The sequence below is a fragment of the Desulfoplanes sp. PS50 genome (assembly GCF_053851535.1).
In genome coordinates this window covers 1-14,409 of sequence record NZ_JBSPZA010000011.1, presented here as the reverse complement: position 1 = coordinate 14,409, position 14,409 = coordinate 1, and the positions used below count along the sequence as shown (strand labels likewise).

The window sequence follows — 14,409 nt, the reverse complement described above, 5'->3', positions numbered from 1 at the left end:
ATCAGGAGTTGATAATGGATACATTCGAACCGAACATCGTGGCATTTTTCTGCAATTGGTGCACGTTCACGGCCGCGGATCTGGCAGGGACCTCGCGCCTCTCCTACCCGCCCAACCTGAAGATCATCCGGGTCATGTGCAGCGGCATGGTGGATCCCAAATACGTGATCAAGGCCTTTTTGAACGGTGCCGACGGCGTACTCATCGGCGGCTGCTGGCCGGGCGACTGCCACTATATCAACGGCAATCTCAAGGCCAGGCGACGGGTGGCCATGCTCACCGAGGTCCTCAAGAGTTACGGAATCGACGAACAGCGGTTCTGGCTGCGCTGGATCGCGGCGAGCGACGGAAACATGCTCCAGGAAGTCACCAAAGATATGACCGAAAAGCTGCGGGTTCTCGGCCCGAGTCCGGTCCATGCCGCACAAATGGCCGGGTAACGGCGGGGAGACGATCATGAGTACATGCTGCACATTGTCCTTTGGCAAGGACACCATGAACAAGGAACTGGCCGGATTTTTCAAGGGACTGCTGGAAAAGGAGATCGTGCACTCCCTGCTGGTGCCGGTTACAACCGGATCGGGCATGGTCCGACAGACCCTGGTGAACGATCCCGCCAAGCTGGAAAACGTGGACCCCTTTGCCCCGGTGGTACCGGTGAACACGGCCAAACTGGTCTCGTCCATCACCACCCGCCCCAGCGAGCGCAAGCTGGGCGTGGTTCTCAGATCCTGCGAGATGCGGGCCCTGGTGGAACTGGTCAAGCTCAAACAGGCCGATCTGTCCAAGGTGCTGCTTGTCGGCATGGACTGTTACGGCCGGTACGAAAACAAGGATTTCACCAAACTGTGTTCAGGAGGCATGACCACGGAGTCCTTTCTGGAACATGCCCGTCAGGGAACGACCGCAACGGGCGACACAGACATAGCCGGGGCCTGTGCCATCTGCGAATTTCCCGCCACCGACAACGTGGACCTGAACCTCTGCCTCATGGGCACGGGAGCAAATGAAATATGCGTCCAGGCGGTCTCGGACAAAGGGACCACGGCATTGGAAACCCTGGGGCTACCCACATCGGAGCTTCCATCCAAGCGTGCCTCCGTCCTGGAAGCCCTGGTCAGGGAACGGACGGAAAAGCGCAACCAGGTTTTGGGGAACTACCGGGAAACCATAGCCTCCATCCCCGCCCTGACCGACTATCTTGCCTCCTGCGTCAACTGCTACAACTGCCGGGTGGCCTGCCCGGTCTGCTATTGCAAGGAATGCGTGTTCGTCACCGACACCTTCAGGTACACGGGCGACCAGTTCATGGACCGCTCCGAGGCCCTGGGCGATCTGCCCATGCCCGCGGACACGGTCTTCTATCATATGACCCGCATCTCCCATATCGGCACATCCTGCATCGGCTGCGGGCAGTGCACCAGCGCCTGTCCCAACGGAATCGACCTGATGCCCATTTTCAGATCAGCCGGCGAAAAAATCCAGAAGCGGTTCGACTATCAGGCCGGTCGCTCCCTGGACGAACCTCTGCCCTTGTCCGTGTTTTTCGATAACGAATTCACCGACGTCACCGGTCAGGTCAAATAGGAGCGCTCTCATGGCAGAAGAACAGCGTATCGGCACGGTTCTGGTCGTGGGGGCCGGGATCTCCGGCATCAAGGCGGCCATGGAGCTGGCTGAAACAGGATACAAGGTGGTGCTCACGGATATCTCCCCCCAGGTGGGCGGCATCCTGGACATGCTCGATTATCAGTTTCCCAACGACCATTGCGGCATGTGCAGACTTTTGCCCATGGTTGGTCGCGAAGCGGGATCGCAGTTCTGCCTCCGAAAAGGGATGTACCATGACAATATCCAGATTCTGGCATCCACCGACGTGGTCGCCATTGAAGGGGATGTCGGAGCATATAAGGTTCAACTGGTCACCAAGCCCACCTTTATCAATCAGGAAATCTGCTGCGAATGCAACAAGTGTATCGAGGTGTGTCCGGTTGAGACCAAGGACGAGTTCAACCAGGGGTTGACTCTTCGCAAGGCCATCTATCAGCCCATACCTCATTCCACACCCGGCAATTACGTGCTGGATGCGGATATATGCACCCGATGCGGCAAATGCGTCGAGGTCTGCAAGGCAGGAGCCATCAACCTGGATGCAGAGACCACTGAGCAGACCGTTGTCGTTCAGGCGATCATCTTCGCCTCGGGTGTTAAGCTGCACGATCCGCATACGTCCAGGGAAGGTCAGACCTATACAGCATCCCCCGATGTCGTCACCAGTCTGCAGTTCGAACGGATGCTCAGCGGTTCGGGCACCTACGACGGGAGTATCCGACGTCCCTCCGATGGAAAGGAGGCCAAAAAATTCGCCTGGATACAATGTGTGGGTTCGAGAAATCGCCATCAAAAAACCCCGTTTTGCTCTTCCATCTGTTGCATGTTCGCCCTTAAAGAGGCCGTCCTGGCCCACAAAAAAGGCGGGGAAGGTGTAGAAACGACCATCTTCTACATGGACATGCGTACCTTTGGGAAAGACTTCTACCGGTATCAGGAAAGGGCGGAGCAGGAATACGGAGTAGAAAAGATCCGTTGCCGGGTCCAGGGGGTTCGCAAGAGCAAGGACGGACAATTACACATCCGCTACTTCGATCCAGCGACCCAGGCTTTTTCCACGCAATCCTTCGATGTGGTCATCCTCTCAACAGGCCAGGATCCCTTTGAAGAACACAAACGCATCGCTGAACTTACCGGAGCCGAGCTAAACGAAGACGGCCTTCTTGCCCGTGACGGCCTGGAAAAGGTTTGTCTTTCCAAAGCCGGCTTGTTTGTATGCGGATCGGTCATGGGACTTACAGATATCAGCGAGGCCATTTCAAGCAGCACGGCAGCTGCCGGAAAAGTTTCGGAACTTTTGAGTTCCATGGATGTCCAGTTCGCGGAAGCGGAAAGCGGACCACCCCCCTCGCCCGAAGAAAACGAACTGCCCGCATTGACCCTGGTTCTATGTGCCTGTTCCAAAAAACTGGGATCACGCATTCAGGATATCGATCTGCTTGCCAACACATTGCACCAACTCCCCGGTGTAAAAGATATCCATGTAATCGACACCCTATGCACGGAAGAGGGTCACGAGAAACTCCGCTCCCTGCTTGCAACGACCAGGGGCAATCGGATCCTCATCGGAGCCTGCAGCCAATATCTTTACACGAACAGACTCAGAAAAATAATCGTCAGCGCAGGAATCAACCCGTCTCTGGTCAAGATATTCGATTTCCTGGGGCTCATGGATCATCATGATCTCATTGTGAATGAAGAAACAGTCCACAAGGTGATACAAGGTATTCGCCCGGACATGGAAAGTCTCAGATACCGCATGCCCCTGCATGGGAAAAAACTCTCTGTCGACCAGAAAGGGCTTGTTGTCGGAGGCGGCATATCCGGGATGACCGCTGCTCTCTCCCTTGCCCGACGCGGCATAGATGTAGCCCTTGTCGAAGCAGCGTCAGAACTTGGAGGATATTCCGGCAACCGGGTTTCTCGCACACTCACCGGCCTTGATCCCAAGTCCATGGCCACGTTGCTCAAGGAACGGATCGAGAAAAACACGCATGTCACTGTCCACCTGAACAGCCGGGTCAAAACATCCCAGGGAAGTCTGGGGGCCTTTGAGACAACCATTGTGGACAACGAATCCGGAGAAGAAACCATCGTCAATCACGGGGTATCCATCCTGGCAACGGGATGCATCGAAGCCCCCACCGACGAATATGCATTCGGTTCATCCAAGAGAATACTCACCCAGGGCGAGTTCAGAGACAAACTCGCTGCAGACGATCCGGACACGAATCAGGCCAGAACCATCGTCATGATCCAGTGCGTGGGTTCCCGGGAAAAAGGCAAAAAAGAGTATTGCAGCCGAGTATGCTGTCAGGGTGCAGTGGCCAATGCCTTGGCCGTCAAGGGAAAAAACCCGGACGCCAGGATCGTTATTCTCTACAGGGATATGATGACCTATGGGGAGTATGAAAAATACTACACCCTGGCCAGAAAAAAGGGAGTCATCTTTGTCACCTACTCCCCGGAGGAAAAACCCGAGGTCGTGCTTGAAGACGACAAGCCGCTGATCACATACCGGGAAACGGTCCTTGATGTTCCGGCACAAATTCGTGCCGATCTGCTCGTCCTGTCCACAGGACTTGCCCCCTCACCGACCAATGTGGAACTGGCCCAGGCCTTTGGTGGACTGCCGCTCAATCAGGACGGCTTCTTTGTCGAGGCCGATTCCAAATGGCGACCCGTGGAATGTACCAAACCCGGGGTCTATGTGGTGGGCACGGCCCATTCGCCCAGGACGCTTCCCGGCTGCGTGGTCCAGGCCCAGGCCGCGGCCCAGAAAGGGTACACGTTTCTGGCAGGGAGAGTGGAACATTCAGCCGGGGAGATTTCCATCACCCACGACGCATTGTGCGCCAGATGCCGGAGATGTGTAGCAGCCTGTCCGTACGAGGCCAGACGGTACGATGCTGTCTACAATCGCATCATTGTCGACCCCGCTGTCTGTCAGGCCTGCGGCGTCTGCGCGGCCACCTGCCCGAACAATGCAGCTGAAGTCCTTGGCTGGCAGGACAAACAGATGCTGGCAGTGCTCGATTCCATGCTCATGTCATAGCATGAACCAAAAAAGGAGATCCACGTTATGGATATGAACCAGACAAATCCTAATCTGTGGAAGGAAATATACAACAACGACGACCTGCTGCACTGCTACAATTGCAGCACCTGCATTTCAGGATGCCCGGCCTCCCAGGCCGATCCGCCCCTGCTCATCCGCAACCTGGCCCGCAAGGTCATCTTGGGTCTGGAAGACGAACTCTTTGACGACGACACCCCATGGACCTGCGTTTCCTGCTCGTTGTGCGAGGAGATGTGCCCCATGGACGTCAAGCCCTTCGAGCTCTGCCTGGCCGTACGCAAATGGCAGAGCAGAAACGACGAAACCCGCATCCCCCCCTCCATCGTGGATATCTTCCGCAGAGGCTATACCCAGGCGGTCGGGATGAACACCGAACTTCGGGAGCAACTCGGTCTGCCCGAGTTGCCCACCCTGACCAAACTTCCCGAGAAGCGCAAACAATTCCAGGAAATGCTCATGAAAACCGAACTCATCAGTGAAAACGCCTATATGTTCAGCGAGGAATAGCCATGGAAATGGGATTTTTTTTGGGATGTAACATGCCGGCCATCCGACCGGATCTGGAAAAGGCCATCCGGGCAACCATGCCGGAACTGGGCGTGGATCTCGTTGACATGGAAGGATACGTTTGCTGCCCCGCCTTTGGCTCCTTTCCGTCCACGGACGACGAGTCCCATCTTGCGGCCAGCGGCTGGAACCTGTCCATTGCCGAAGAAAAAAATGTCGACATCCTGGTGGAATGCGGATCCTGCTACAGCTCCCTGAGTATGGGCCGCCACCACCTCATACATGACGAGAAAAAGCTCTGCCGGGTAAACAAGCTGCTCGAACCCACGGGCAGATCCGTGAGCGGCAAATCCAAGGTCCGCCACATAAGCGATGTCCTGTACAACAATGTGGGCACGGAAACCATCACCCGGTCCCTGAAACACACCCTGGAAGGATTCCACGCCGTGATCCAATACCCCTGCCATACCCTCTACCCCAGCGAGATCGTGGGTTTTGAAAAAGAAGCCCGCAAACCCGTGGCCCTGGAAAACCTGACCCAGGCCCTGGGAGCGGAGGTGGACCATTTTTCCAGAGAACACACCTGCTGCGGCGGGGCAGGCGGATTCACCAACAATTCCCCGGCCGAGGCCAACGCCTTCATCCAGGAGACCCTGGACACCATCATCGAGGAAACCAGGGCCGACTTCATCGTCACCTCCTGCATCACCTGCCTCATGCACCTGGACAACGTCCAGAAAACCCTGAACCAGCAGGTCGGCGAAGAACGCTACACCATCCCGGTCTTCGACTACAGCCAGCTTTTGGCCCTGTGCATGGGCAAGGACCCCAAACAGGTCGCCTGTATCTCCACCATGCCGAGGGATGCGATCCTCGAGCGGTTCTGATTTTTTTGCCATCTCCCCGCCTCGAGGAGCACGGCGAATCGTGCTCCGCCTAACGCAGATCGCCCGTAGGGATTCTCCTCCCTACGGGCGATCTGCACTACGAACTCCACGCAACATAATCCCAATGCGGCCAAGCCGCAGTTTTAGGTTTTAGGTTTTAAGCTTTAAGTTCAAGCAGTTATAAAATTTTCTTGTTTTTTATTACAGAAACTTTTGAGTAAGGTACTATGAGGCAAGACGAGATCCCTGAAAACCACTTCGGGGATTCCTACGAGCACGTTTTCCTGCGCTGATGGCTACGCACGGGATCAAAAAATTATCTTGACAGAAATCATACCCACAAGCACAATTGTACATATGAAAATAATAGCAGATACAAATACGTTTTTGGCAGTTACTCTCAATGAACCGGAAAGAAATACGATCATCAAACGTACCTTAGGCCACGATTTAATTGCCCCGGATATCTTGCCTTTTGAGATTGGAAATGCATTATCAGCAATGCTGAAACGACGTAGGCTTGAACCGGATGATTTATTGTCTGTCTGGGATGCTACACAACAAATACCGGTCGATTTACGTAGCATTAATATTCGTGATGCACTTAAAATAGCATCTCAATGTAATATTTACGCATATGACGCATATTTTTTAGCATGTGCTCTTTCTTTACATTGTCCATTGCTAACTCTTGATCGACGTATGATTGAAGTCGCTCATGATTTGGGTATTCAAGTTATGGAGGTGGTCTGATGAAAGTCTATACATATTCAGAGGCGCGTCAAAAATTTTCAGCGGTTCTCGATTTTGCAAAAACAGAGGATGTCATAATTAAACGTAGAAGCGGCGAGACATTTAAAATTGTATTTACAAAATCACCTCAATCACCATTTGACGTTCCAGGCATACAAACAAAAGCAACAACAAAGGATATCCTTGATGCAATAGAAGAATCCCGTTCAAGGAATGCCGAACACTCAAATCAAGACTGACCCCCTAAAAACAGAGGGAGCACAATGCCAGGCTCCTCGCTGTTTCGTGTGGGTAAGCAAAAAATCATGCAGCGGGCCTGCTACCGGGGTCGGACCAAGATAATGTTCTGAAATAGTTATTGATAACAATCCAAAAAGGGCTGTTTTTGCTCTTAAAACCACAAACGAATTTGACAAACAATTCGCTAACAGCGAAGAGAGCTCCCTGGAATTCGTGGTCCCTGCTGCAAGCATCCTGCGTATCTGAACGTAACCTGAGGAAACATCATGAGTGCCTGGGGATGGCAACGCTACGTACCTGTGGCTGAAAGAAGACAAATGGCCCTGCGGGAAATGGCCAAACTGCGAAAAAAAGGGAAAACCATCTGCCCGGTGGAAATCGAAGGACGGACCATTGCCCGCACCTTTTGGGGGAAAGGCTGGTGCACCCATCTGGAATCGTTTTCCGATTATGAGAACCGTCTGCCCAGAGGGAGGACCTATGCCCGCAACGGCTCGGTCTGCCATGTGGAGATCAACAAGGGGCACATCGCCGCCATTGTCAGTGGTTCTGAATTGTACAACGTCACAATCACCATCAGGAGCCTGCCTGCCACCAAGTGGTCCTCCATCAAGAAACTGTGCGCCGGACAGATAGGGTCCATGCTGGAGCTGTTACAGGGCAGGATTTCCAAACAGGTTATGGAGGTGGTGGCCAACAGAACCAACGGGTTGTTCCCATTGCCCGGAGAGATCGATTTCACATGTTCCTGCCCGGACGATGCCGTCATGTGCAAACATGTGGCCGCTGTTTTGTACGGCGTGGGCAATCGTCTGGACTGCGATCCGGGGCTGCTGTTCGAACTCAGAGGGCTTGATGCCCAGGAACTGATCGCCGAGGACATGAATCTGTTTGCCTCGCACCAGTCAGGTCAGGCCGACACCTTGGCCGACCAGGACCTGGGAGGGCTCTTCGGCATCGAGATGGATACTGCAGCCCTTCAGGAACCTGGAACAACCAAAAAGCAACAACCCTCCAAAAAACAGCCGCGCAAAACGTCCAAACATCCACAAACCAAAACAGCCGCCCCAACAAATTCCAAATCATCTTCTCACGCAGGGCCGACCAAACGGACACCCAAAACAACCAGGACAAAACCAGCAGGCGCGACCCAAACAGCGGCCAAACCCAAACGATTCAGCCCCACAGGCCCGAAAATCAGAAAGCTGCGTCAGGCCCAGGGCCTTTCTTTCCAGGAATTCGCCGACAGGGTAGGCGCATGCGAAAACACCATTCGCCGCTGGGAATCAAAACGCGGGAAAACCAAAATGCGTCCTGAATTCTTCCAGGCCCTCCAGAATATGTTTGACGAACTCTCATGACCTGGATTCATGACCTGGATCTATCCATCTGTCGTTATGCCCCCGTCATGTCGATCATAACACTCTCCCCATCCGGTCGCCTCAGCCTGAACCCGACCGAAGACCAGGAACTTGACGCCCTGGCCGCAGCCTTCAGCCGAAACTGGTGCGAGGGTCTGTTCTGCCTGGCCGCCAGGCGGAACTCCTGGCCTGCGTACCCTGAGCTGAAATTCTGGTCCAATCTGCCTGTCACCTACCTAGGCAGACTCTGCCATACCCCCCCGGAGCTCGACAACCCGGCCATCGAACCCCCATTGGAAACCGAGTTGCAATCCATGCTCGAGACAGCTCCTCCCATGCGCGGCGGTGAGTATCTCAATGCGGACCTGCTCCTTGCCATCTGGCATGCCCTGGAGGGATGGGTGGAGGATCGCATTGCCTCCCATGGAGGCATCCGACCTTTCCTGCAGAAATATGCTCCCGACTGGAACCTGGTCGGACGGGTCACCTTTCACCTGGCCGAGAACAAAAACGATGAGCAGCGTCCTTTTGCGTTCATGGCAAGCTTCAGTACCTCTTTGGGAGCTGATGGTCAGGCCCGGCATCTCCCGTTGCGCAAGGCCCTGGAAATGTATGCCGGAGCCGGAAACAAACAGGCACTGGTCAACCTCCTTGGCCCCATCTACACGGCCGCATCCTGCTGTGACTGGGTTCAGACCATGGTTGAAACCGGCGATATCTACCGCCCCATGGCCTGGACGCCGGAAAGGGCCTATACATTACTCCGCGCCATTCCACGCCTCGAGGACAGCGGGCTCATGGTCCGTGTCCCGGACTGGTGGCAGAAACGCCCCCGGCCCAGAGTCAGAGCCACCATCGGGGAAAAACAAAAATCCATCCTGGGCATGGAGACCCTGCTGGACTTCAAGGTCACCCTCACCCTGGATGGAGAATCCCTGACCCGGGAAGAGCTGCGCGAGCTCCTGGCCCAGGACGACCACCTGGTGCTCTTCAAGGGCAAATGGGTGGAAGTCGATCGGGAAAAACTCACCCAGGCCCTGGAGCACTGGAAAAAACTGGAACAAACGGCCCAGGATGGCGGCATATCCTTTATCGAGGGTATGCGCCTTCTGGCTGGAACCGAAACGGATCTCTCGGCCGTACAAAGCCAGGACGAGGAAACGGCAGATTGGGTCCAGGTACTGGCGGGCAAAGGACTGAAACACATTTTACGTGCCCTCAGACAACCGGCCGGTCCGGGCGACCCGGAACTGACAAAGGGCGTGCACGCAACCTTGCGACCCTACCAGCACCAGGGGGTGAACTGGCTGCACTTTGTAACCAGCCTGGGACTGGGAGCCTGCCTGGCTGACGACATGGGGTTGGGCAAAACCCTGCAGGTCCTGACCCTGCTCAATCATCTGGCCGACAGGGGCAACCAGCCTTCCCTGCTCATTGTTCCGGCCTCTCTGCTGGGCAACTGGCGGGCCGAGGCGGAAAAATTCACCCCGGGACTCAAGCTGTTTTTTGCCCATCCCTCCCAAACATTGAAAAAGGATCTCCAGCGTGCGGGCACACATCCCCGGGAAGTCATGCAGGGGTATGACCTGATCGTCACCACCTACGCCCTGGTCAGCCGCATGGACTGGCTCAGGGAACAACGCTGGCACCTGGTGATCCTGGATGAATCCCAGGCCATCAAAAACCATGCCACCAAACAGAGTAAGACCGTGCGGGGAATTCCAGCCCATGCCCGCATTGCCCTGACCGGCACCCCGGTGGAAAACCACTTGAGCGATCTCTGGTCCCTGTTTGATTTTTTAAACCCCGGTCTGCTGGGGACGGCTCCAAAATTCAAATCCTTTGTCAAAACCATGCAGGAAAGGGCCGGGACCTACGCGCCCCTGCGCAAACTGATCAGCCCGTATATCCTGCGACGCCTGAAAACAGACAAATCCATTATCGCCGATCTCCCGGAAAAAACAGAAACCATCCGCTTTTGCGCCCTGAGCAAGAAGCAGATCAAGCTGTATCAGCAGGTAGTCGAGGGTATGAAAAAGGGTCTGAACGAGGAAATGGAGGCCGAGGCCATGAATCGCCGGGGGCTGGTCCTGCAAAGCATGATGCGTCTCAAGCAGATCTGCAATCACCCGGCCCAGTTCGTGGGAGACGGGGATTACGACCCCAGACAAAGCGGAAAATTTGTCCGTCTCAAGGAAATTGGAACGGAGCTCTGCGAGCGGCAGGAAAAAATGCTTGTCTTCACCCAGTTCAAGGAGATCATTCCTGCCCTGCATGATCATCTGGAAGAGATATTCGGCCGCAGCGGACTGATTCTGCACGGAGGAACCGCGGTCAAAAAACGAAAAAACCTGGTTGAACAATTCCAACGAGAAGACGGCCCGCCTTTTTTCATTCTGTCCATCAAGGCCGGGGGCACGGGACTCAATCTGACCGCGGCCTGTCATGTGGTTCACTTTGATCGCTGGTGGAATCCAGCCGTGGAAAATCAGGCCACGGACCGCAGTTTTCGTATCGGCCAGACCAGAAATGTCCTGGTCCACAAATTCGTGACCTCCGGAACCATCGAGGAAAAAATCGACGAACTCATTACCAGCAAACAGCAACTCGCTGCCGATCTGCTTTCGGACAGTGGAGAACTCCGCCTGACAGAACTGGGGGATGAAGAGCTTATCAATTTGGTCAACCTGGATATCGACCGAGCCTCTTTCTGAACTTCTCGCGCCACATTTTCTTTTGGTATCTGTTGACAGGTTCTGATTCCCCACCCCTTGGTTGTCCGGAATCCCGGACGACGAACCACGTCTTTCTGTCCTGTTTTTCAGCCTACATTCTTAACATCCTGCGATAAAAGAACAATCGTTCAAAAAGAATTGTTGCACATTTCTTGCTTTATACAACCATTCATGTTTCCTGCATCATTTCGTGTGACCCAAAATTTTTCTACAACTTCACCCCGAATTCCTGTAGGGTAGTATTTGACGTGTCCGTTCTCGGCCCTCCTGAAGGGACAGAACCACTTCTCGGCATTCGGAAAAACCCATGCCCTTTTGCCTGTCGAACCACTGGGGGGACTAGCGCAACCACCTGCTAGCATATGCACTCCCAACAAACGCATTCGTTTCCAAGGAGCACCCTATGAGTGAAGTGATCCAGCAATTCCAATCCAAGGCGGAAGCGGTCTCCGCCATTGTTTCTTCTGTCCCCTCCATCGAACAGGCCTTTGCCTACACCGTGGACCTGTGCCTCAACAAGGAAGCCTGTCAGATCCTTGCATCGGGGTGCGAAGAAGATCTCTCAGCCAACGCCGAGGATCTCTGCAGCCTCAAGGAGTGGGGAAAGATCATCGCCGCCCCGGGCTGGAATCAAAGCGAGCTCGACCAGCTCGTCCCCATGGCCAAAGAACAGGGAATCTCCGTGATCAAGGACGGCATGCGCAGCCAGCTCGGGGGCATCGATATCGGCCTGACCCTGTGCGACTACGGGATCGCCGAGACCGGAACCCTGGTTCTCGACTCCTCCAGCGAGGAGCTGCGACTGGCGACCATGATCAGCGAGATCCATGTGGCTGTCGTTCCGGCATCGAAAATCGTGGCCTCGTCCAATGATATCGTCGATACCCTGGAGGCCATGATGGGGAAAAATCCCGAATACCTGGCCTTCATCACCGGAGCCAGCCGGACTGCGGACATCGAACGGGTCCTGGCACTGGGCGTACACGGCCCACTTGATCTGCATATTCTCATCTGGGAGGACAAGTAATGCAAAACGCCAAGAATCTGAAAGAATACAACCAGGAATTGAGCCAGGCCCTGGACAATGACTTTCTGCGCAAGGCCATGGACAAATTCGCGGTCGCCTACCGTTCCGGTCGGATAAACGCCTTCAAGGAATACGAGGTCGAGGGACTCATCGACGAAGTGGTCCGGGTCAAGGACGCGGGTATCGAGAACATGGAGGCCCTGTATGAGGAGTTCAAGACCCGGGCCGAAGCCGCAGGGGTCCATGTCCATCTGGCCAGGACCGCCCATGAGGCCAATGAGATTATTGCGGACATCGCCCGCAGCAACAATTGCAAAAAGATCATCAAATCCAAATCCATGACCGCAGAGGAAACCCTGCTCAACCACCATCTGGAGCCGGAATTCGAGGTCACGGAAACCGATCTGGGCGAATGGATTATCCAGCTCCGGCACGAAGGCCCTACCCACATGGTCATGCCCGCCATCCATCTTTCACGGTATCAGGTGGCCGACCTGTTCACGGATGTCACTACCCACAAACAGGATCCGGACATCCAGCGGCTGGTCAAGGTGGCCCGGCGGGAATTGCGTGCCAAATACATAGAAGCGGACATGGGCATTTCCGGAGCCAATTTTGCCATTGCCAAAACAGGTACCCTGGGCATCGTGACCAACGAAGGCAACGCCAGGCTGGTGACCACCCTTCCCCGGGTCCACGTCGCCCTGCTCGGACTGGACAAATTGTGCGCCTCTCTAAAAGACGCCCTGACCATCCTGCGCGTCCTCCCCAGAAACGCCACAGGCCAGGCCATCACCTCCTACGTCACCTGGATCACCGGGGCCAACGAGTGTCTGGCATCTCGATCCAAAGACGGCAAAAAAGAGATGCATATCGTCTTTCTGGACAATGGCCGTCGGCAGTTGGCCAAGGATCCGCTTTTCAAGCAGGTCCTTCGGTGCGTACGTTGCGGGGCCTGCGCCAATGTCTGTCCGGTCTACCGGATGGTCGGCGGTCACCAGATGGGCCACGTATACATCGGGGCCATCGGGCTCATCCTGACCTATTTCTTCCATGGACGGGACAAGGCCAAGAATCTGGTCCAGAACTGCATCAACTGCGAGGCCTGCAAATATGTCTGCGCCGCAGGAATCGATCTTCCCCGGCTGATCAAGGAGATCCATTCCCGTATCCAGGACGAGGAGGGCCATCCCCTGAGTTCGGTTCTTCTGGGCAAGGTGCTCAGAAACCGCAAACTCTTTCACACCCTGCTCAGAACGGCCAAAGCGGCCCAGCGGCCGGTCACCGGCGGGACCAAATATCTGCGCCATCTGCCCCAGATATTTGCCAAGGATCAGGACTTCAGGGCCCTGCCGGCCATCGCCAAGAAACCGTTTAGAGATATGTGGAAGGACATAGCCCCCCGAAAACCGGCCAACCCCAAATACAAGGTGGCCCTGTTTTCCGGATGTGTGCAGGACTTCGTCTATCCCGAACAGCTCGTGGCCGGGATCAAGGTGCTTGCGGATCACGGGGTGGAACTCGACTTCCCCATGAACCAGTCCTGCTGCGGACTGCCGGTTCAGATGATGGGTGAAAAACAGGCGGCAAAGGATGTGGCCGCCCAGAACGTCGCGGCCATCGATCCGTCCGATTACGATTACATCCTGACCCTGTGCGCCTCCTGTGCCTCCCATCTGAAGAACAACTATCCCTTTCTGATCGGCGATGAGCCCATTGTGGGCGTCAAGGTGCAGCAATTTTCGGACAAGGTGATCAGCTTCTCCAGTTTTGTGAACGACGTCCTCAAGGTGAGCAGCGAGGAATTCAATCCGTCCGGCATCAAGACGACCTTTCATTCTCCCTGCCATCTCTGCCGGGGCATGGGCGTGATCGACGCCCCCCACGAGCTGATTGAAAAATCCGGCTACGATTTCGCCCTTGCGGACGAGGAACAGGTCTGCTGCGGGTTCGGGGGAACCTATACCTCCAAATTCGCCAAGGTCTCGGAACAGATCCTGAAAAGCAAACTTGATGACGTGGAAAAGACCGGGGCCGAGCTCCTTGTGACCGAATGCCCGGGCTGCGTGCTCCAGCTCCGCGGGGGCATGGAAACACGAGGCAGCAAGGTCGAGGTCCTGCACATCGCCGAGGCGATGGCCAGAAACAAGAAATAACGAGAAACCTCCAGAACCATCAAACGGCCTGCGACGTGTATGCGTCGCAGACC

11 protein-coding genes are annotated in these 14,409 nt (G+C 55.2%); all 11 read left to right on the top strand.

What is annotated here, in order from left to right:
• Nucleotides 1-14 precede the first annotated feature (14 nt).
• The 11 genes from ACTVJH_RS06715 (at nucleotide 15) to ldhH (ending at nucleotide 14,356) form a co-directional block, all read left to right on the top strand.
• Entirely contained in the window at nucleotides 15-440 is a 426-nt protein-coding gene (locus tag ACTVJH_RS06715; protein ID WP_455988751.1) for a hydrogenase iron-sulfur subunit, read from the top strand.
• Complete coding sequence (locus ACTVJH_RS06710; RefSeq protein ID WP_455988749.1) at nucleotides 418-1,587, top strand: 4Fe-4S dicluster domain-containing protein; 1,170 nt, start codon at nucleotides 418-420, stop codon at nucleotides 1,585-1,587. The genes ACTVJH_RS06715 and ACTVJH_RS06710 overlap by 23 nt, the downstream gene beginning before the upstream one ends.
• A gap of 10 nt (nucleotides 1,588-1,597) precedes the next feature.
• A complete protein-coding gene (locus ACTVJH_RS06705; protein WP_455988747.1) occupies nucleotides 1,598-4,666 on the top strand; it encodes an FAD-dependent oxidoreductase in 3,069 nt (1,022 codons plus the stop codon).
• A 27-nt stretch (nucleotides 4,667-4,693) separates the two neighbouring features.
• Nucleotides 4,694-5,197 carry a 4Fe-4S dicluster domain-containing protein gene (locus ACTVJH_RS06700; RefSeq protein WP_455988745.1) on the top strand — a complete coding sequence of 168 codons (504 nt, stop codon included), beginning with the start codon at nucleotides 4,694-4,696 and terminating at the stop codon, nucleotides 5,195-5,197.
• 2 nt (nucleotides 5,198-5,199) lie between these two features.
• A complete protein-coding gene (locus tag ACTVJH_RS06695; RefSeq protein ID WP_455988743.1) occupies nucleotides 5,200-6,084 on the top strand; it encodes a CoB--CoM heterodisulfide reductase iron-sulfur subunit B family protein in 885 nt (294 codons plus the stop codon).
• A gap of 357 nt (nucleotides 6,085-6,441) precedes the next feature.
• Nucleotides 6,442-6,837: a type II toxin-antitoxin system VapC family toxin gene (locus ACTVJH_RS06690; RefSeq protein WP_455988741.1), complete on the top strand. Its 396-nt coding sequence runs from the start codon at nucleotides 6,442-6,444 to the stop codon at nucleotides 6,835-6,837.
• Nucleotides 6,837-7,076: a type II toxin-antitoxin system Phd/YefM family antitoxin gene (locus ACTVJH_RS06685; RefSeq protein WP_455988739.1), complete on the top strand. Its 240-nt coding sequence runs from the start codon at nucleotides 6,837-6,839 to the stop codon at nucleotides 7,074-7,076. The genes ACTVJH_RS06690 and ACTVJH_RS06685 overlap by 1 nt, the downstream gene beginning before the upstream one ends.
• 267 nt (nucleotides 7,077-7,343) lie before the next feature.
• Nucleotides 7,344-8,438, top strand: coding sequence for an SWIM zinc finger family protein (locus ACTVJH_RS06680; protein WP_455988737.1), 1,095 nt, complete (start codon nucleotides 7,344-7,346; stop codon nucleotides 8,436-8,438).
• A complete protein-coding gene (locus ACTVJH_RS06675; RefSeq protein ID WP_455988735.1) occupies nucleotides 8,435-11,152 on the top strand; it encodes a DEAD/DEAH box helicase in 2,718 nt (905 codons plus the stop codon). The genes ACTVJH_RS06680 and ACTVJH_RS06675 overlap by 4 nt, the downstream gene beginning before the upstream one ends.
• A 424-nt stretch (nucleotides 11,153-11,576) precedes the next feature.
• Nucleotides 11,577-12,200, top strand: a complete 624-nt coding sequence (locus ACTVJH_RS06670) for a lactate utilization protein (RefSeq protein WP_455988733.1) — start codon at nucleotides 11,577-11,579, stop codon at nucleotides 12,198-12,200.
• Entirely contained in the window at nucleotides 12,200-14,356 is a 2,157-nt protein-coding gene (gene ldhH / locus ACTVJH_RS06665; protein ID WP_455988731.1) for an L-lactate dehydrogenase (quinone) large subunit LdhH, read from the top strand. Before ACTVJH_RS06670 ends, ldhH begins: the two co-directional genes overlap by 1 nt.
• Nucleotides 14,357-14,409: the final 53 nt, after the last annotated feature.

Bases quoted from the DNA above. Each gene is read 5' to 3' on its own strand.
- ACTVJH_RS06710 (WP_455988749.1), top strand. From the start codon at position 418: ATGCCGCACAAATGGCCGGGTAACGGCGGGGAGACGATCATGAGTACA.
- ACTVJH_RS06690 (WP_455988741.1), top strand. From the start codon at position 6,442: ATGAAAATAATAGCAGATACAAATACGTTTTTGGCAGTTACTCTCAAT.
- ACTVJH_RS06675 (WP_455988735.1), top strand. From the start codon at position 8,435: ATGACCTGGATTCATGACCTGGATCTATCCATCTGTCGTTATGCCCCC.
- ACTVJH_RS06680 (WP_455988737.1), top strand. From the start codon at position 7,344: ATGAGTGCCTGGGGATGGCAACGCTACGTACCTGTGGCTGAAAGAAGA.
- ACTVJH_RS06700 (WP_455988745.1), top strand. From the start codon at position 4,694: ATGGATATGAACCAGACAAATCCTAATCTGTGGAAGGAAATATACAAC.
- ldhH (WP_455988731.1), top strand. From the start codon at position 12,200: ATGCAAAACGCCAAGAATCTGAAAGAATACAACCAGGAATTGAGCCAG.
- ACTVJH_RS06715 (WP_455988751.1), top strand. From the start codon at position 15: ATGGATACATTCGAACCGAACATCGTGGCATTTTTCTGCAATTGGTGC.
- ACTVJH_RS06705 (WP_455988747.1), top strand. From the start codon at position 1,598: ATGGCAGAAGAACAGCGTATCGGCACGGTTCTGGTCGTGGGGGCCGGG.
- ACTVJH_RS06670 (WP_455988733.1), top strand. From the start codon at position 11,577: ATGAGTGAAGTGATCCAGCAATTCCAATCCAAGGCGGAAGCGGTCTCC.
- ACTVJH_RS06695 (WP_455988743.1), top strand. From the start codon at position 5,200: ATGGAAATGGGATTTTTTTTGGGATGTAACATGCCGGCCATCCGACCG.
- ACTVJH_RS06685 (WP_455988739.1), top strand. From the start codon at position 6,837: ATGAAAGTCTATACATATTCAGAGGCGCGTCAAAAATTTTCAGCGGTT.